Below are 17,656 nucleotides of genomic sequence, written 5' to 3'. Positions count from 1 at the left end.
CCGTGACGGACTCGCTCGCGCGGCTGGCCGGGGCCTTCGGACCGGACTTCACCTGGGGCGTGTCCACCGCGTCGTACCAGATCGAGGGCGCGGTGGCCGAGGACGGACGGACCCCGTCGGTGTGGGACACCTTCTGCCAGCGACCCGGTGCGGTGCTCGGCGGCGACACCGGTGAGGTCGCGTGCGACCACTACCACCGCTACGCCGAGGACGTCGCGCTGATGGCCGGGCTCGGGGTCGACGCCTACCGGTTCTCCTTCGCGTGGCCGCGGATCGTCCCGCACGGCGGTCGCGTCGAGCCCCGTGGCCTGGACTTCTACGACCGCCTGGTCGACGCCCTGCTGGCCGCCGGCATCGAGCCGGTGCCGACGCTCTTCCACTGGGACACCCCGCAGTGGGTCGACGACCTCGGCGGCTGGTGGGAGCGGTCGACCGCCGACCGCTTCGCCGACTACGTCGCCGTCGTCGCCGACCGGTTCGCCGACCGGATCTCGCGGTGGATCACCCTCAACGAGCCGGCGATGGTGACCATGCTCGGCCACGGGCTGGGCACCCACGCGCCGGGGGAGGCCCGCGGCTTCGACGCCCTCACCACGGCCCACGTCCAGCTGCTCGCCCACGGCCGCGCCGTGCAGGCGCTGCGGGCCGCCGGCGTCGGCAGCATCGGCGTCGCCAACAACCACACGCCCGTCTGGCGCGCCGACGACTCCGAGGCGGTGCGCGAAGCCGCGGAGATCTACGACGCCGTGCACAACCGGCTCTTCGCCGACCCGCTGCTGCTCGGGACCTGTCCGCTCGGCGTGATCCCCGACGACGACCTCGCCGTCATCGCGCAGCCGCTCGACTGGTACGGCGTCAACTACTACAACCCGACGCTGATCGGTCCGCCGGCTGACGACCTGCCCTTCTCCCTGCTCGACATCGAGGGCTACGCACGCAACGACTTCGGCTGGCCGCTGGTGCCCGCGGGGCTCACCGAGCTGTTGGTCGGCATGCAGGAGCGGTACGGCGACGCGCTGCCACCGATCATGATCACCGAGAACGGCGGCTCGTTCGGCGAGGAGCCCGACGCGTCGGGGCGGGTCCCCGACCAGCGACGCATCGACCAGCTCGCCACCCACCTCGTCGCGCTGCGTGCCGCGCAGGACGCGGGGGTGGACGTGCGCGGCTACTTCCACTGGTCGCTGCTCGACAACTTCGAGTGGGCCGAGGGCTACCGCCAGCGTTTCGGTCTGGTCCACGTCGACTACGCCACGCAACGACGTACGCCCAAGGACTCCTACCACTGGTATCGCGAGCTGATCGGGACCCACCGATGACCACCCCGACGACCGGCACGACCAGTCCGGCGACGCGGGTGCCGGCCGGCTGGGTCGCCGTCCTCACCCTCGCCAACATCGCGACCTTCGTGGCGTTCTTCGGCCCGCTGCAGGTGTTGCTCCCGCTACGGGCCGAGGAGCTCTCGCCGACCGGCAAGGAGGCCACCCTCGCGCTGGTGACCGGGGTGGGCGCGGCGGTCTCGATGGTCGCGAACCCGTTGTTCGGAGCGCTGTCGGACCGCACGCGCAGCCGCTTCGGGCGACGCGTGCCGTGGGTCGCCGGTGGCGCGCTCGGCGGAGCGTTCGGTCTGACCCTCCTGGCACTCGTGCCGGGTACGGCTGGGTTGGTGCTGTCGTGGTGCGTGGTGCAGGCGTCGGTCAACGCGGCACTCGCCGGGATCATGGCGGCGATCCCGGACGTCGTCCCGGTCGAGCAGCGCGCGGTCGTGGGCGGGTTCGTGAACCTCGGCCAGACGCTCGGCGTCCTCATCGGTGTCGGGCTCGCGCTGGCCGTCGGCGGGATCCGTGGCGGGTTCGTCGCCTGCGCGGTGTTCCTGCTGATCGCGGTGGTGCCCTACCTGCGCAACAGCCGGGACACGCCGTACGCCGTCGCCCCCGACTGGGTGGGTTGGGCGCGGTTCCTGCGGGGGTTCTGGGTGTCGCCCCGTGCGCACCCCGACTTCGCGCTCGCGTGGGCGACGAAGTTCCTCGTTCACCTCGGCAACGCGATCGTCACCCTCTATCTCCTCTACTACCTCTCCGACGAGGTCGGGCTGGAGGACGCGGAGTCACGGCTGTTCGTCGCCATCGGGCTCTACTCGGTCATCGTCGCGATCTCCGCGATCGTCGCCGGCCGTTGGTCCGACCGGGTGCAGCGCCGCCGGGTCTTCGCGGTCGGTGCCGGCTTCGTGATCGCCGCGGCGTCCCTCACGCTGGCCGCGTGGCCGACCTGGACCGGCACCCTCGTCGCCGCCTCGCTGCTCGGCGTCGGCTTCGGGGCGTTCGTCGCGGTGGACCTGGCGATCGTCACCGAGGTGCTGCCCGACCCCGACGCCCGCGGCAAGGACCTCGGGGTCGTCAACATCGCCAACGCGTTGCCGCAGGTGCTGGCGCCGGTCATCGCCGCGCCGCTGGTGACGCAGGCCGGCTATCCGACGCTCTACACCGTCGCCGCCGTCATCGGGCTCATCGGTTCGACCGCGGTGTGGCGCATCCGCTCCGTGCCGTGAGCCGGAGCGCTGCCTCATGGAGCGCGGGCCACTCGGTCATCGTCGTCCCCGTCCCGCTCGCGCCCGTGGAGGAGTTCGTGCGTGCCCGCACCGCGTACTACGACGCCAGCTTCGTGTCGGCCGACCCCGACTTCGCGCAGGCGCACGTGACCGTGCTCGGACCCTGGGTCCCGCGACCGACGGCCGCCGACCTCTCCCGGGTCGCGGAGGTGCTCGGCGAGATCGAGCCGTTCGAGCTCGAGCTGGGTGTGGTCGCGGAGTTCCCCGACGGTGTCATCCATCTGCGTGCGGAGCCGGCGCCGCTCCTGCGCGAGCTGACCGCGGCACTGCACCGTGCGTTCCCCGACCACCCGCCCTACGGCGGACAGTTCGGTGACGACCTCACGCCGCACCTGACGCTGGACCGGCGTGCGCCCGGGATCACCCCGGAGTCCGTCGGCGCGGACCTGGGCGACGTGCTCCCCCTGCGCCACCCGGTCACCCACCTCGACCTGCAATGGTGGGCCAACGACGACTGCCGGGTCCTGCACCGGTGGCAGCTGGAGGGGGTACGCCGATGAGGGTTCTGGTCACCGGTGGGGTCAGGTCCGGGAAGTCGCACCACGCCGAGGGACTGGTGGCGGACCGGGTCGCGGTCGCCTATGTCGCCCCCGGTCCGGCCCCGACGGCCGACGACGCCGACTGGACCGCCCGGGTGGCGGCACACCGGGCGCGACGCCCGGCGTCCTGGACCACCCACGAGACCGCCGACCTGGCCGGCGTCCTGGATGCCGCGCCCGGCCCCGTGCTCATCGACTGCCTCGGCACCTGGGTGACCGCGCTCGTCGACGACGCGGACTTGTGGGAGGCGCCGACCGAGAAGGTCGAGGTGCACGTCCACACCGCGCTCGATCGGCTCGTCAGGGCGCTGCGCGAGCGTGACGACGTCGTCGTCGTCACCAACGAGGTCGGGTGGGGCGTGGTCCCGTCCCACCGCTCGGGGCGGGTGTTCCGCGACGCGCTCGGCACCGTGAACCGGGTCGTCGCCGCCGTCTGCGACGAGGTGCACCTGGTCGTCGCGGGGCGCGTGTTGGTGCTCTGAGTCGTTCGTCGGCAGATGTTGCCGAGTTGTGGAGGAGCTGTGGACTCGATGTGGACCTGACGTGGGGATCTCGTGGTGTCGAGGCGAGCAGAGTTGTCCTCATCAACAAGCCGCACCCGGCGGCCCACGAAAACCCCTCAGGAGCACCCGATGTCGAACACCCGCCGCAAGGTCCTCGTCCCCCTCGCCACCCTGCTCGCCGCCGGCGCCGTGGCCATCGGCTCGGGTGCGACCTTCACCTCCACCACCGCCTCGACCACCTCGGTCGCCTCCGGCCACGTCGAGCACACGCTGGACAACACCACGCTCGACCTCACCAACATCAAGCCCGGCGACGTCATCACCGGCTCGGTCAAGCTCACCAACACCGGCACCCTGCCCGCCACCGTGACCCTGCGCGAGAGCGCCTCGACCAACACCTTCACCAAGGACGCGCTCACCCTCGAGCTCACCCAGGCCGGCAACGCCACCCCGCTGTACTCCGGCAACTTCGGCGACCTGGCCGACACCGCGGTCCTGCCCCTGGGCGCGGTCGACGTGGCCGGCTCGACCACCGTGACCTGGAAGGTCACCTTCGCCGCCGACGCCGGCAACGTGAACGAGAAGAAGGCCGCCACCGCCAGCTACACCTGGATCTCCACCCAGAACCCCGGCGTGGCCCTGCCCTTCGGCGCCACCGTCGGCCTGCCGAACCTGGGCGACTGACGCCCTGAGCACCACCTGCCGCCGGGGGTCCGCCCCGACCTGAGTCGGGGCGGACCAGACGGCACGTTCGGCGCAGTTCAGCCCAGTTCAGGGCAGTCCGGCCAGCACCACCAGCACGACCAGCAGCACCGTGAGCACGATCTCGATGGCGGCGCCGAAGACGTCCCCGGTCACGCCGCCGAACCGCCGGCGCACACGCGCGAGCAGCAGCCCGGCCGCCACCAGTGACATCGCCACCGCGACCACCCCGTGCCACCAGGGGAGACCGAGAGCGCCGAGAGCCCCGGTCAACACCCCCAGCAGCGCGAGCCACAGCACCGCCGCCCGGAGCGCCGAGACGCTCCCGGCGAAGCCGACGCCCAGCCCGTCGGGACGCGCCGCCGGCAGCACCGGCAGGCAGCACAGTGCCAGTGCACCGCGGGAGACGCACACCGCGATCCCCGCCACCACCGCCCCCTCGGTCGTCACCAGCAGGGGAGCGAGCGCAGCGATCTGGAGCCCGAGCACCAGCACCAGCGCGACCACGCCGGCCGGGCCCGCCGTCCCTCCCCGCATCACCGCGAGCGAGCACTCCGGGTCGTAGGAGGCGCTCAGCCCGTCGACGGTGTCGCTGAGACCGTCCAGGTGCAGGATGCGCGTCCCCAGCGCGAGGACGCCCACCGCGACCACGGCGACGACGTACGCCGGCGCGCCCAGCCAGGCTCCCAGCAGACCCACCCCCAGGACCGCCAGCCCCAGCGGGACCACCGCGAGCGGCGCGAGCAGTGCGGTGACGCGGAAGGTGCGAGCGTCGACCGCCCGCGGCGCCGGGACCCGCAGCACGGTCAGCGTCCCGACGGCCAGGCGCAGGGCGTCCACGCCGATCAGGCGTCCGGCGGCAGCAGGTCGCTGAGCAGCGCCACCTCACGCAACAACGCGATCGCGCTGCGCACCAACGGCACCGCGGCCACCGCGCCGCTGCCCTCGCCCAGGCGCATCCCAAGGTCGAGCAGGGGCTCGAGCCCGAGCGACTTCAGCGCCGGCAGGTGCGCGGGCTCGGGGGACAGGTGGCCGGCGAGGAACCATGGGGCGCACCCCGGCGACAGGTGCTCGGCGGCGAGGGCGCACGCCGTGCTGATCACGCCGTCGAGCAGCACCGGCACCCGATGTGCCGCCGCCTCCTGCACGAAGCCGACGGTCGCGGCGAGGTCGGCACTGCCCAGGGCGGCGAGGACGTCGCGCGGGGAGTCCGCCCGGTCGCCGAGCCGGGCGATCGCGGTCTCGATGACCGACTGCTTGTGGGCGAGGCCCGCCTCATCGACACCGGTGCCGCGCCCCACGACCGTCTCGACGGGCAGACCGCACAACACCGCGACCAGGGCCGCGGCGGGCGTCGTGTTGCCGATCCCCATGTCGCCACTGATCAGCAGGTCGGCGCCCGCGGCGATCTCCTCGCGGGCGACCGCGCGCCCGGCGGCCAGCGACTGCTCGAGCTCGTCGAGGGTGAGCGCATCCTCGAGGTGCGACGGGGCACAGGAACGGCGGACCTTGTGAGCCTGGAGCGCGGCGCGCACCTCGTCGTCCAGGTCGGCGAAGTCGTCGTCGACCCCGATGTCGAGGACGCGTACGGCGACGTCGTGGGCCCGGGCGAGCGCCGAGACCCCGGCGCGACCGGCGAGGAAGGTGCGCACCATCGCGCCGGTGATCGCCGGCGGGTACGCCGAGACCCCATGGGCGGCCACGCCGTGGTCGCCGGCGAAGATCACCAGCCGGGGGTCGGCGAGGGGCCGCGGCGGGACGACGCCCTGGAGCGTCGCCATCCGCACGCCGAGCTCACCGAGGCGCCCGAGCGCTCTGGGCGGAGTGGCGAGGGCGGCGAGCCGTGACTCGGCCTCCGCTCGCACCTCGGCCGAGGGCGAGACGCTCACTGCTGGCGGTCGCTGCGGACGATGTTGAGGATCGCCAGGCCGAGCCCGCCCCACAGGACGAGCATGGAGACGACCATCATCACGATCGCGGTGGTGCTCATCGGGAGACCTCTTCCTCGGGTGTGTCGGTAGGTGGGCCGTCGAGAGGCACGCGGGAGCTCCAGGGGAGCTGTGCCAGGACGATGGCGACGACGACGACGAGGCCGGCGGTGCCCCACCCGAAGGTGTTGATCAGCCAGGTCGGGAGGTCGCCGTAGGGCTTGTCGAGCACGAGCAAGAGCTCGTCGACGAGCACATAGACAAGCGCCAACGGGATGACCACCGCGATCAACGCCGACCACCAGCTGCCCAGGGGCACCGATCCGGTGGCGTTGAGGTGGCCGCGCAGGTCGGTCAGCGCGCGCATCTTCCAGGCGACGACGAGCATGCTGATGACCGCGACCAGCAAGATGCCGAACCGGTTGATGAAGTGGTCCATCGCGTCGAGGATCGGCAGGCCGGTCGTGGTGCCGAAGAGCAGGGCACTGATGACCGCGACGGGGATGCCGACGGCCAGCGCGGCGCTGGTGCGGCTGAGGTCGAGCTTGTCGCGCACCGCGGAGATCACGACCTCGATCACGCTCACCAGCGAGGTGAGCCCGGCGAGGACCAGCGAGCCGAAGAAGAGCACGCCGATCAGAGCGCCGGCCGGCGCCTCGGAGATGATCGCCGGGAAGGCGATGAACGCCAGTCCGATGCCGTTGCTGGCCACCTCGTCGATCGCGACGCCGTTGGCCTGGGCCATGAACCCGAGCGCCGCGAAGACACCGATGCCGGCGAGCAGCTCGAAGGAGGAGTTGGCGGTGCCGACGACGAGCCCGGACCCGGTCATGTCGGTCTTGCGGCCGACGTACGACGCGTAGGTGATCATGATGCCGAAGCCGACCGAGAGCGAGAAGAAGATCTGGCCGATGGCCGCCCCCCACACGGCTGCGTCGGTGAGCGCGCTCCAGTCCGGCGTGAAGAACGCGTCGAGCCCGGCGGCCGCACCGGGCAGGAAGAGCGCCTGGACGACGAGCGCGACGAACGCGAGCGCGAGCACCGGGATGAACACGAGCGCCGTGCGCCCGATGCCCTTCTGGACCCCGGCGACCATGATCGCGACGACGACCAGCCAGACGAGGACGACCGGCCACAGCACGCCGGGCACGAAGTCGAAGCCGAAGCCGGTCGTCGACTCGAGGAAGTCCTGGAAGAAGAACGCGTTCGGGTCGTCGCCCCAGGCGTTGTCCAGCGAGAAGAACGCGTAGCGGATGGCGTAGGCGATGATCGCGGCGTAGTAGATCGCGATGACCGCGCAGATGCCGACCTGCCACCATCCGAGCGTCTCCGCGCCCCGGCCGGACATCCGCCGGAACGACAGCGGTGCGGAGCCCCGGTACTTGTGCCCGATCGCGTAGTCGAGCATGAGGAACGGCAGCCCGGCCGCAAGCAGTGCGACCAGGTAGGGGATGAGGAACGCGCCGCCGCCGTTGTCGTAGGCGACGTACGGGAAGCGCCAGATGTTGCCCAGCCCGACGGCTGAGCCGATGGCGGCGAAGATGAAGACCCGGCGGTGTGCGAAGGCGCCCCGGGAGGCCTCGACTGGCTGCTCGGCGGACATGGCAGAGCATGTTACGCCCGCCGACGCCGGAGCCGCCGACTGTGTCAACCAGCCTCGACCAGGCGACGACCGTCGAGCGAGGCGACGTCGATCGCCAGCACCAGCGGGCGCAGCCCGTCCGGCCACGGGTCCGTGGGCGCACTGGCGGGACCGGCGTCCCAGTCGATGCTGGCGCGACCGCGGACCAGCACGCTCCAGCCGATCCGGTGATCCTCGTCGAGTGCGTCCACCTCGAACGCCACGGGCTGGTCGTCACACTCGCGCGCGATGGTGGAGTAGGCCGTCGTCCGGACCAGGACGCGTCCGTCGCGCCAGACGTGGTTGACGGGGATCGCGGTCAGCCCGGCGGAGCCGTTCCAGACGAGCCGACCGACCGGCACGGAGGCCAGCAGCTCCACGGCGGTCGCGGTGTCGAGGTCGACCAGGTGGCGGGCGGGGGACATGAGCGCGCTCCTCTCGTCGGGGAGCTCCATCGTCGCCGGGGTGGTCGTGACGCGCCAGGGCAGGAGGTGAGTGCGCGGCGGGACCTTGGTCCTTAGCCTCCCCACCCGCGGCCTGACAGACTTCCCCCGACAGGGGAGGCGGGATGGAGACGGTGCGCAGGTTGGCCGCGGTGACGTGGGCTGCCGTGTGTGCCGGCGCCTTCCTCGTCGCGATGCTGCTCGCCACGATCGAGTCGACCCGCGACGAGGGCACGGCTCGCGACACTGTCTTCCGCGCCCTCGGCGACGAGCTGTGGCTCTGGCTGCTCGTCTTCGGGCCGCTCGCCATGGTCGGGATCGCGGTCGGGCGGTGGCTCGCGCGTCGGCTCACGCGGGCCCGCGGGGCAGTCGACGTGGCCGGGCCACCGATCGGCCTGGTGCTGATGACGGTCCTCGTCATCCTCGCCATCCGCGTGCTCAGCCGGCTCTAGCCCTGCGCCAGCGCCAGCGTGTCCAGGTCGCGGATCGCGGCGCAGGTCCGCGCGAGCATGGTGGCGAACATCCGGTCGCCGCGGTCCGTGCGGGCTCCGAACGCGCACCCGAACACCTCCACGAGCAACCCCGTGAGGACCGCGAAGCGGTAGTCGTCCCAGCACTCCTCGAGACCCTGCGCCACGCCGTACGACGTCAGCCGCGCGTGGTAGGCCGCGACCACGTCCCGCTCGCAGGCCCGACGATCCTCGATCGGCAGACCGGTGGTCACGAGAAACGCGAGGTCGCGGGCGGGCAGGCCGAGGTTGACGGTCTGCCAGTCGAGCGCGACCGACGTGCCGTCGGGGAGGAAGAGCAGGTTGTCGAGGCGGTAGTCACCGTGGGTCACGGCGAACCGCTCCGGGCGGGCGAGGAGGAACCCGGGCAGCAGCGAGGAGGCCTCCCGCAGCGTCGCCGCGTCCTCGTCGCTGACGAGTGCGCCGATGCCGGTCTCCGGGTGCAGGAAGGTGTCGACGGCGGGCGGCAGGAACTCGCCCATCAGTGCCGCGTCGTCCGGGCCGGACACGGCGTACCCGTCGATCTCCGCCAGCGTCGGGTCGCACCAGCGCGGGCCGTGCAGACCGGCGAGGTTCTCGGCGGCGGCGATCGCCTCCGCGGGCGTGCAGCCGGCGAGCTGGTCGCCGACCCGACCGCCGGCGACGTCCTCGAGCAGCAGCGCGAACCGCCCCTCGTCGTCGACCTCCGTGGCGTGATGGCAGCCCGGCACCCGGATGTCGAGGGTCGGCGCGACCTCGGCGTAGAAGCGCACCTCGCCGCGGTAGGTGCCCGCGACCATCGCGCGGGAGGCGGGGTCCTCGGCGGGAAGCTTGGCCAGGACGGTCGCGGGGACGCGCCCGCCGATCTCGGGACCGTCGAGATGGAGGCGGAAGCACGAGCCCATCTGGCCGGTGCCGATCCTGGTGGCGTCCACCGTGTCGACCCGGGTGTCGAGCGCGGCCGAGAGCCACTGTGGGGTGAGGTCGTCGACGCCCGCCGGGGGCGTGCTCATGCCGGCCTCCCGCGTGCCCAGCCCGGGTTGGTCGGCAGCCCGGCCAGGTCGTCGTGCGGGCGGATCGCACGCCAGGCCTCGAGCACCGGCGCGAGCTCGGTCGGCGTCGCCCCGTGCAGCACGACGCTGTCGGCACCCGCGGCGAGCTGGTCGGCGATCCGGCGCGCGCACTGCTCGGCGCTGCCCGTGGCGGACGCCGCGAGCCACTGTGCGGGGAGGACCTCGTCGCGCAGGTAGGTCAGCTCCTCGGTGGTCCCGACCTGGTCGAAGGCGCCGGAGTAGCCCTGCACGAGCGGGTCCTGGCGGAACCGCTCCAGGACCGCGAGGTCCCACCCGTTGGCGCGGACGATCACCTCGCCGTACCCCTGCAGGTAGGTGGCCAGCCGTCCGACGAGCTTGCGCAGGCGCAGCTCCTCGTCGATCGAGTCCTCGACCGTCGCGAGCACCGACCAGATGCGCACACCGGCCGGGTCGCGACCGGCGTCGGCGGCACCGGCACGGATCGTGGCGACCGCGCGCGCCAGCGTCTCGTCGGTGAGGAAGGTGTGGAGCACGACGCCGTCGGCGTGGGCGCCGGCGAAGCGCAGCGTCCGCGGGCCGATGGCAGTGAGCAGCACCGGGATGTCCTCGTCGAAGGCCGCGTCCTGGTGCAGGAACGGGAAGCTGCCTGCCGGACCTTCGTGGCCGAGCACCATCTCGCCGTGCCAGAGCCGCCGGTAGAGCCCGACGGCGTCGGCGATCTGGGCCGAGGTGATCGGGGGCATCCCCATCACCTCGAAGAGCCGGTCGAACCCGCGCCCGAGGCCGAACGCGTAGCGACCGCCCGACATCCGGTGTGCCGTGGTCGCCATGGTGGCGGTGACGATCGGGTGCCGAGTCGTGTGGTTGGTCGCCGCGGTGCCGATGCCGATGCGGGTCGAGGCCGCGACGGCCGCGCCCACCAGCACGGCGGCGTCCTTGAGGTTGAACCGCTCGGAGAGGAAGACCGATCCGACGCCCAGCTCCTCGGCCAGCCGCACCTCGTCGATCAGGTCGGCCGGGGTCTCGGAGTGTCCCGCCAGCCCGTAGCAGCCCAGCTCGGGGAACGCCTGCCCCTCGCGGGGCATCACCACGTGAGGACCGCCTTGACCGTCGCCCCCGACGACACGTCGGCGACGGCCTCGTTGATGGCGCTGAAGGGGTACGTCGTGACCAGCGGGTCGACGTCGAAGCGGCCCTCGGCACGCATCTGCAGCAGCGCGGGGACCATCGTCTGCGGGTCCGACTCGCCCTCGATGGTCGACAGGAGCGTCTTGCCGCCGTGGAGCAGGTCGGTCGCGCTGATCTGGTAGTCCTCGAAGGTCAGGCCCAGCGCCGCGAGCTTGCCCTGGGGACGCAGGGCCGCCATCGCCTGGGACACCACCGCCGGGATCGCGGTCGTGTCGATGCCGTAACGCGCTCCGCCGCCGGTGACCTCCTTGAGCCGGTCGAGGAGCGTCGTGCCCGGCTCGTCGCCGAAGTCCGCGGGGTTGAGGCCGACCGCACCGTAGCGCTCGGCCGCCTCGAGCCGGCTCGGGAGCAGGTCGACCGCCACCATCGTGGCGAGGCCGCGGGCCGCGCCGGCGGCGAGCGCCGCCAGCCCGACGGCGCCGACGCCGAACACCGCCAGGCTGTCGTCCGGGCCGGCGTCGAAGACGTTGATGACGGTGCCGGCGCCGGTCTGGTAGCCGCAGCCGAACGGTGCGGCGTGGACGAGGTCGACGCCCTTGTCGACCACGACGCAGTTGTCGGCGTACGCGATGGCGTGCTGGGCGAAGCTCGACTGGCCGAAGAACGAGCCGATCACCGGGGTGTCGCCGTCGCGGTAGGTGACGCTGCCGTCGAGGCGCATGCCCATGTAGTTGAGGGCGACGCTCTGCTCGCAGTAGCCGACGTCGCCGGCCTTGCACGGCGCGCAGCTGCGGCACGAGCGGAAGCTGAGGACGACGTGGTCGCCCACGGTGATGCCCTCCACGGCCGGCCCGACGGCCTCGACGACCCCGGCGCCCTCGTGGCCGAGGACGGCCGGCAGCATCTCGGGCGGGTAGCTCGCGGCGATGGTGAGGTCGGTGTGGCACAACCCCGAGGCCACGATGCGCACGAGCACCTCGTCGTCGCGCAGGTCGTCGACCTCGAGCTCGCGGATCTCGAACGGCGCTCCCGGCGCGGGGACGACCGCAGCGGTGGTCCGCACGTCAGCTCGCCATGAACAAGATCGCGTCCCGGTCGTACTCCCGACCGGGGTGCTCGGCGGACAGATGCGCCTGGGCGTTGGCGACCAGCTCGTCCTCGTCGGTGCCGGTGATGTATTCACCGCAGGGGCAGTTGAGACGGGTCTTCATGGGAGCTCCTCTGCTCGTCAGGTGGCCGGTGCGGGTGGGAGGAGGGCGGTGGCCACGGAGCCGCCGTCGACGATCAGGTCGGTGCCGGTGATGTAAGCAGCCTCGGGGCCGAGCAGGAAGGCCGCGGCGGACGCGACCTCCTCGACGGTGCCGACCCGCGGGAGGGGAGCGGCGTCGAGCAGCATCCGCATGCCGGCGCCGTGGGGGCTGGCGAGCTCCTCGCGACCCATCGCGGTGTCGATCACCCCGGGGCTGATCGTGTTGATGCGTACGCCGCGGGCGCCCCACGGGCCCGCCGCCGCACGCACCCGCAGCTGGACGGCGCGCTTGGCCCGCATGTAGGCCAGGGACGGGTTGTCGGCGAGCGCCTCGGCGGAGAGCTCCGGATGGGCGCCCAGCTCCTCGAACGGCAGGTGCGCCCACGCGCCCTCGACCTCGGGCGCGACGGGGCCGAGGTAGTGCCCGGCGATGCTGGAGATGACCAGCGCCGCGCCACCGGGCGCGAGCACGTCGGCGAACACCTCGACGACGCGGACCACGCCGAGCAGGTCGACCTCGACGATGCGGGCCGGTGTCGCCTGGACGGGACCGAGCCCGGCAGCCACGAGGAGCGCCGTGACGGTCCCAGCCTCGGCACAGGTGGCGCGGAAGGCGGCGAGCTGATCGGGGTCGGTGACGTCGAGCGGGACCTCGGTCGCCGTGCCGCCGGCCGCCCGCACGGCCTCGACCGTGACGGCGCGGTTGGCCGCCCGGGGATCGCCGACGACGACGGTGTGGGTGGCGGCGAACCGGACGGCCACGGCGGTGGCCATGTCGCCGGCGCCGGCGAGCGCGAGGACCGGGGTCATCGGGTGCTCAGACGGGGGTGATCGGCAGGGAGCGACGCGGCTCGAAGGTGAAGCTGGCGCCGGCGCTGAACCGGGTCACCTGCACCTCGCGGGCTTCGGGCGCGGGCTCGTCGCGACGGACGACCCGGGCGGTCCAGCCGTCGGCAGGCCCCGACATCTCCACGTCGAGGTGCGGGTCGATCGCACGCACGATCGCCTGCAGGGCGGCGGGGTTCTCCGCGTCGACCAGGACGATCCAGGCGTCCTCGTCCTCGTGGGCGAGCGACGGCCGCACGCTGACCGTGTCGGCGTCGACGTCGGCCTCGACGTAGGCCGCCGGGTTGAGCAGCGGGTGCAGCTCGAGGGTGCGCAGGGCACCCTTCTCGTCGGCCGGCAGGTCCAGGGCGCGGTGGATCCGCTCGGCCGCGATGCCGGCCAGGCCGACCAGGCAGGAGCGGGCGATCTGGCGGGTCTGGTGCTCGTCGGCGGCACGCTGACGCACGGCGTGGGTGTAGGACAGTGCGAGCAGGTGCATCTGCACGCAGACCTCGTCGGCCATCCGCACGAGCGCCGAGTGGGAGAACGCGCCGAAGTCGAGGTCGTCGAGCACCGGTCCGCTGTAGTCGGCCAGGCCGTCGTCGTGCGGGTCGATCGGGTCGAGCTCGATGCTCGCCGCGTGCTTGGTGATCACGTGGTGGTAGGGCGGCAGGTGGTCGAGCGGCTCGTTGGCCTCGTCGATGACGATCGTCCAGGCGCAGTGCGGTGCGCGGTCGGCCGGCACCCGCGGCGGCCGGTGGATCGGCCGGAACCGCGCCTTGGGATTCGTCGCGGCGGCCGTGGCGTCGAAGGTGGGGTCCTCGATGTCGTGGCACATCACCGTGACGTAGTCGTCACCCATCGGCTCCACGTCGAGCAGTGCGCCGCAGTGGTCGAGGTGGAACTCCGCGTGCGTCGGGCTGTGGATGGTGTAGCGGAAGTCCATGAACTGAGGCGGCGCACCGATGTCGAGCTGCAGGCCCTTGACGAGCGTGGTGACGTCGTCGCCCTCGAAGCCGAGCGCGCGCTGCATCCGCGGGGCATAGATGGGGGACGCCCCGGCCCACTCCTCGATGGCGATGTCGCCCATCGCGTCGCGACCGAAGGCGGAGATGCACCACGCCATGCCGGAGCGGTCGATGAGCTGCCCGATCAGCAGCAGCTCGGGCACGAGCGTGGCGAGCTGGTCGCGGGTGAGCGCGCGGAAACGACTGGGCACGTCGGGCCTTTCGCTGACGAGAACGTGTTCTAGATTACATCCTCTCGCGGGGCCGTGGGGCGTTGTCAACGCTGTTGACGAGATGCGCAGTCACCCCTACCGTCGCGCCATGCGCGCTGCGGTCTGTGCCGGGGGAACCTTCGTCGTCCGCGAGCTCCCGGACCCGGTCCCGGGCCCCGGTCAGCTGCTGCTGCGCGTCGCGGCGTGCGGGGTCTGTGGCTCCGACCTCAAGGCACACGGGTGGATGCCCGAGGGCACCGTGATGGGGCATGAGTACGCCGGCACCGTCGTCGCCGCCGGCACGGACGTCGCCGAGGCGTGGCCGGTGGGCACGCCTGCGACCGCTCTTCCGGTGCTGGGGTGTGGTGCCTGCGCGGACTGCGGCCTGGGCGATCCGGCGCGCTGCGAGCGCGTGGCGGCGATCGGTGTCGGCGGGGCGCCCGGTGGGTTCGCCGAGCTGGTGGTCGTCGACGCCGCGGAGGCGGTCGCCCTGCCGGCGGACCTCGACCTCGAGCTCGGCGCCCTGGTCGAGCCGCTCGCCGTGGGCCTGCACGCCGTCAACCGGGCGCGGGTCGCGCCGGGGGAGCGGGTGCTGGTCGTCGGCGCCGGCCCCGTCGGCCTGACCGTCGCGCTGTGGGCCGCGCGCGCCGGCGCCCTCGAGGTCGTCGTCTCCGAGGTCTCGGCCGCGCGCCGCGACCTCGCGCTCGCGGTGGGGGCCACCGCGGTGCTCGACCCGACCACGGAGCCGGTGGGGGCGGCGTACGACGTGGTGGTGGAGTGCGTCGGCGTGCCAGGGATGCTGGCGACGGTCATCGAGGCGCTCGCGCCGCGCGGTCGCGGCGTGGTCGCAGGCGTGTGCGTCGATCCCGACCCGGTGTCGCCGGTGGCCGGTGTGGTCAAGGACGTCGAGCTGCACTTCGTGTCGTACTACCGCCGCGCGGAGTTCTTCGCAGCCGCTCGGCTGCTGGCCGCCGGACGGTTGCCCGAGGCGATGCGGATGATCTCGCGCCGGGTGCGTCTCGACGAGCTCGACGCCGTGGTCGTCGACCTGGCGGCGGGGTCGGGCGACGCGAAGGTGCTCGTCGTCCCCTGAGCGTCAGGCCGGCGCGTCGAGCAGCGCCTGGATCGCCCGGCCGTAGGCCGCCGCGAGGTCGGCGGGCGGGGTCGCGAGCACCTGCGGCTCCTCGAGGATCACCAGCAGGTCGAGCAGGCCGGAGACCTGGGCGGCGACGAGCCGCGCCCGCAGGTCCGGCTGGGGTCCCGGCAGGCGCGGAGCCAGAGGTGCGACGAACATCGCCTCCATCGCCTCGAGCAGGCGCAGCCGCACGCGCTCGGAGTCGGTGGCCCGCATGAGCACGCGGTACGGCGCGAACAGCTCGCCGTCGCGACCGCTGGCCACCGCAGCGACCAGCCGGGCGCCGAGTCCATCGAGCGGTCCGGCGAGGACGTCGGTGAACAGGCCCTGGAACGCGACCGTCTCGAGGAACAGCTGCTCCTTGGAGCCGAAGTGCCGGATCACCAGCGCGGGGTCGATCCCGGCGTCGGCGGCGACCGAGCGCACCGACGTCGCGGTGTAGCCGTCGCGGGCGAAGCGCCGTCGCGCCGCGTGTGCGATGGCGGCACGGGTCGGCGACGACATGGGGTCCAGTGTGGACCAAACCGGGACTTCCGCTGGACGTGAGCCACGCCACATCTTAGGTTGACACGCGTCAACGGCGTCCGGCGGCGCCGACCGGTCGAGGTGGAGGAACGACGTGGCGGAGACGGTGCAGCAGCAGCTGAGGGAGCGGCTCCAGGACGACCAGCCCGGCGTCCTGTCGGGGGACATGGTGCTGTCGTGGCGCGAGCACCTGGCCCGGGCCCAGCAGGAGGCCTCGGCCATCATGGCGCGTCTCGACCCGGACCGTCCGGCGCACGTCGGCACGCTGCTGGCCAACACCCCGCAGATGCTGCAGGCGCTGGCCGGCGCCGGCTTGGCCGGCTACGTCCTCGCCGGGATCAACAGCACCCGTCGCGGGGACGGCCTGGTCGGCGACATCCAGCGTGCGCACGTCCAGGTGCTGCTGGTCGACAATGAGCACCGCGAGCTGCTCGACGGCCTCGACCTCGGCGATGTCCAGGTCGTCGAGGTGGAGGGAGCGGCGTGGGCCGACGAGGTGGCTGCGGCGGGACCGTTCCGAGTCCTGCGCGAGACCGAGGCCATGGACCCGTTCATGCTGATCTTCACCTCCGGCACGAGCGGTGACCCGAAGGCGGTGCAGGTCGGCAACCTGATGGCCGTCTTCGCCGGGCTGATGCTGGCCGACAAATACTCCATCGGGCCCGACGACGTCTGCTACCTGTCGATGCCGATGTTCCACTCCAACGGCATCCTGGCCGGCTGGTCGGTGGCGATCAACAGCGGCGCGGCGATGGTGCCGGCCAAGTTCTCCGCCAGCCGGTTCGTCGACGACGTACGCCGCTACGGCGTGACCTACATGAACTACGTCGGCAAGCCGCTCGCCTACATCCTGGCGACCCCCGAGCAACCCGGTGACGCCGACCTGCCGCTGCGCGTGGCGTTCGGCAACGAGGCCTCCGACCGCGACATCGACGAGTTCAGCCGGCGCTTCGACTGCATCGTCTGGGACGGCTACGGCTCGACCGAGACCGCCGTGATGGTCACCCGGGAGGAGGGCACCCCGCAGGGCTCGATCGGCAAGGGCGCCGAGGGCGTGGCGATCTACAACTCGCGCACCGTCACCGAGTGCGCGCCCGCGGAGTTCGACGACAACGGGGTGCTGCTCAATCCCGAGGAGGCGATCGGGGAGCTGGTCAACACCCAGGGCGCGGGCTACTTCGTCGGCTACTACAACAACGAGCAGGCCAACGCCGAGCGGATGCGGCACGGGATGTACTGGTCCGGTGACCTGGCTTACCGGGACAAGGACGGTTGGGTCTACCTGGCCGGGCGTACGGCGGACTGGATGCGGGTCGACGGGGAGAACCTCGCGGCCGCCCCGATCGAGCGCATCCTCATGCGGCTGGAGCCGCTGAGCCGGGTGGCGGTGTACGCCGTCCCCGACGAGCGGGTCGGCGACCAGGTGATGGCCGCGATCGTGCTCCGCGACGAGGCGACGCTGACGCCGGCCGAGCTCGAGGAGTTCCTGGCAGCGCAGCCGGACCTCTCGCCGAAGGCATGGCCGCGCTACGTCCGCATCGCGCCGGAGCTGCCGTCGACGGCGACCAACAAGGTGCTCAAGCGCGAGCTCATCAAGCAGGGCCCCGTGGCCGACAACGGGGTGCTGTGGGCCCGCGAGGAGCGCGGACGGTCCTACACGGAGGTCCAGGAGCCCGCGGGCGTCTGACGCGGGGCCGTGGTGCGCGCGC

The 17,656-nt window shown here is 72.6% G+C and carries 20 protein-coding genes; 8 read left to right on the top strand and 12 right to left on the bottom strand.

The annotated features are described in order from the left end of the window. The first annotated feature begins 2 nt into the window (after positions 1 to 2). From J2S59_RS18630 to J2S59_RS18610, 5 genes are all read left to right on the top strand, one after another. Positions 3 to 1,319, top strand: a complete 1,317-nt coding sequence (locus tag J2S59_RS18630; RefSeq protein WP_246360419.1) for a GH1 family beta-glucosidase — start codon at positions 3 to 5, stop codon at positions 1,317 to 1,319. Then, positions 1,316 to 2,548 (top strand): MFS transporter, encoded by a 1,233-nt coding sequence (locus J2S59_RS18625; protein WP_306825383.1) that lies wholly within the window; start codon positions 1,316 to 1,318, stop codon positions 2,546 to 2,548. Before J2S59_RS18630 ends, J2S59_RS18625 begins: the two co-directional genes overlap by 4 nt. Next, positions 2,545 to 3,108: a 2'-5' RNA ligase family protein gene (locus J2S59_RS18620; RefSeq protein WP_068121397.1), complete on the top strand. Its 564-nt coding sequence runs from the start codon at positions 2,545 to 2,547 to the stop codon at positions 3,106 to 3,108. The genes J2S59_RS18625 and J2S59_RS18620 overlap by 4 nt, the downstream gene beginning before the upstream one ends. After that, the gene (cobU, locus tag J2S59_RS18615) at positions 3,105 to 3,629 is read left to right on the top strand and encodes a bifunctional adenosylcobinamide kinase/adenosylcobinamide-phosphate guanylyltransferase (protein ID WP_068121394.1); all 525 of its coding nucleotides are present in this window, start codon (positions 3,105 to 3,107) and stop codon (positions 3,627 to 3,629) included. The genes J2S59_RS18620 and cobU overlap by 4 nt, the downstream gene beginning before the upstream one ends. A gap of 150 nt (positions 3,630 to 3,779) precedes the next feature. Next, on the top strand, positions 3,780 to 4,334 hold the full coding sequence (locus J2S59_RS18610) for a TasA family protein (RefSeq protein WP_306825120.1): 555 nt from the start codon (positions 3,780 to 3,782) through the stop codon (positions 4,332 to 4,334). Positions 4,335 to 4,421: 87 nt separating this feature from the next. On the opposite strand, the gene J2S59_RS18605 is transcribed toward J2S59_RS18610, so the two are convergent. From J2S59_RS18605 to J2S59_RS18585, 5 genes are read right to left on the bottom strand one after another with little or no spacing between them, the layout of a single operon-like run. Further along, a complete protein-coding gene (locus J2S59_RS18605; RefSeq protein WP_246360448.1) occupies positions 4,422 to 5,192 on the bottom strand; it encodes an adenosylcobinamide-GDP ribazoletransferase in 771 nt (256 codons plus the stop codon). A 5-nt stretch (positions 5,193 to 5,197) separates the two neighbouring features. After that, positions 5,198 to 6,241, bottom strand: a complete 1,044-nt coding sequence (cobT, locus tag J2S59_RS18600) for a nicotinate-nucleotide--dimethylbenzimidazole phosphoribosyltransferase (protein ID WP_306825382.1) — start codon at positions 6,239 to 6,241, stop codon at positions 5,198 to 5,200. Next, a complete protein-coding gene (locus tag J2S59_RS18595) occupies positions 6,238 to 6,342 on the bottom strand; it encodes a methionine/alanine import family NSS transporter small subunit (protein WP_181641990.1) in 105 nt (34 codons plus the stop codon). Before J2S59_RS18595 ends, cobT begins: the two co-directional genes overlap by 4 nt. Continuing rightward, positions 6,339 to 7,883, bottom strand: coding sequence for a sodium-dependent transporter (locus tag J2S59_RS18590; protein WP_068121026.1), 1,545 nt, complete (start codon positions 7,881 to 7,883; stop codon positions 6,339 to 6,341). Before J2S59_RS18590 ends, J2S59_RS18595 begins: the two co-directional genes overlap by 4 nt. Before the next feature lie 44 nt (positions 7,884 to 7,927). Further along, positions 7,928 to 8,326 carry a pyridoxamine 5'-phosphate oxidase family protein gene (locus tag J2S59_RS18585; protein WP_068121023.1) on the bottom strand — a complete coding sequence of 133 codons (399 nt, stop codon included), beginning with the start codon at positions 8,324 to 8,326 and terminating at the stop codon, positions 7,928 to 7,930. A gap of 170 nt (positions 8,327 to 8,496) precedes the next feature. On the opposite strand from J2S59_RS18585, the gene J2S59_RS18580 reads away from it, so the two are divergent. Further along, positions 8,497 to 8,796 carry a hypothetical protein gene (locus J2S59_RS18580; RefSeq protein WP_306825381.1) on the top strand — a complete coding sequence of 100 codons (300 nt, stop codon included), beginning with the start codon at positions 8,497 to 8,499 and terminating at the stop codon, positions 8,794 to 8,796. Here J2S59_RS18580 and J2S59_RS18575 read toward each other — a convergent pair. Genes J2S59_RS18575 through J2S59_RS18550 form a run of 6 tightly spaced genes read right to left on the bottom strand, consistent with a single transcriptional unit; the run spans position 8,793 to position 14,287 of the window. Beyond that, positions 8,793 to 9,845: a phosphotransferase family protein gene (locus J2S59_RS18575; protein ID WP_068121016.1), complete on the bottom strand. Its 1,053-nt coding sequence runs from the start codon at positions 9,843 to 9,845 to the stop codon at positions 8,793 to 8,795. The genes J2S59_RS18580 and J2S59_RS18575 overlap by 4 nt on opposite strands. Further along, positions 9,842 to 10,951, bottom strand: coding sequence for a TIGR03857 family LLM class F420-dependent oxidoreductase (locus tag J2S59_RS18570; protein WP_068121035.1), 1,110 nt, complete (start codon positions 10,949 to 10,951; stop codon positions 9,842 to 9,844). The genes J2S59_RS18575 and J2S59_RS18570 overlap by 4 nt, the downstream gene beginning before the upstream one ends. Continuing rightward, positions 10,951 to 12,057, bottom strand: coding sequence for an NAD(P)-dependent alcohol dehydrogenase (locus tag J2S59_RS18565; RefSeq protein ID WP_068121012.1), 1,107 nt, complete (start codon positions 12,055 to 12,057; stop codon positions 10,951 to 10,953). The genes J2S59_RS18570 and J2S59_RS18565 overlap by 1 nt, the downstream gene beginning before the upstream one ends. A gap of 1 nt (position 12,058) precedes the next feature. Next, positions 12,059 to 12,205 (bottom strand): DUF1059 domain-containing protein, encoded by a 147-nt coding sequence (locus J2S59_RS18560; RefSeq protein WP_181641989.1) that lies wholly within the window; start codon positions 12,203 to 12,205, stop codon positions 12,059 to 12,061. A gap of 17 nt (positions 12,206 to 12,222) precedes the next feature. Next, positions 12,223 to 13,053, bottom strand: coding sequence for an SDR family oxidoreductase (locus tag J2S59_RS18555; protein WP_068121007.1), 831 nt, complete (start codon positions 13,051 to 13,053; stop codon positions 12,223 to 12,225). A gap of 7 nt (positions 13,054 to 13,060) precedes the next feature. After that, entirely contained in the window at positions 13,061 to 14,287 is a 1,227-nt protein-coding gene (locus tag J2S59_RS18550) for a hypothetical protein (RefSeq protein ID WP_068121003.1), read from the bottom strand. A 109-nt stretch (positions 14,288 to 14,396) separates the two neighbouring features. On the opposite strand from J2S59_RS18550, the gene J2S59_RS18545 reads away from it, so the two are divergent. Continuing rightward, positions 14,397 to 15,380 carry an alcohol dehydrogenase catalytic domain-containing protein gene (locus J2S59_RS18545; protein WP_068121001.1) on the top strand — a complete coding sequence of 328 codons (984 nt, stop codon included), beginning with the start codon at positions 14,397 to 14,399 and terminating at the stop codon, positions 15,378 to 15,380. Between the two features lie 3 nt (positions 15,381 to 15,383). Here J2S59_RS18545 and J2S59_RS18540 read toward each other — a convergent pair whose 3' ends face one another. Then, positions 15,384 to 15,926: a TetR/AcrR family transcriptional regulator gene (locus tag J2S59_RS18540; RefSeq protein WP_220138454.1), complete on the bottom strand. Its 543-nt coding sequence runs from the start codon at positions 15,924 to 15,926 to the stop codon at positions 15,384 to 15,386. A gap of 115 nt (positions 15,927 to 16,041) precedes the next feature. Between J2S59_RS18540 and fadD1 the strand changes: the two genes are divergently transcribed. Beyond that, positions 16,042 to 17,634: a fatty-acid--CoA ligase FadD1 gene (gene fadD1, locus J2S59_RS18535; protein ID WP_068120998.1), complete on the top strand. Its 1,593-nt coding sequence runs from the start codon at positions 16,042 to 16,044 to the stop codon at positions 17,632 to 17,634. Positions 17,635 to 17,656: the final 22 nt, after the last annotated feature.

This window comes from Nocardioides massiliensis (assembly GCF_030811215.1).
In the GTDB taxonomy this organism is placed as follows: Bacteria; Actinomycetota; Actinomycetes; order Propionibacteriales; family Nocardioidaceae; genus Nocardioides_A; species Nocardioides_A massiliensis.
The sequence above is the reverse complement of the archived record's forward strand: the minus strand, read 5'-3'. Positions and strand labels throughout refer to the sequence as shown.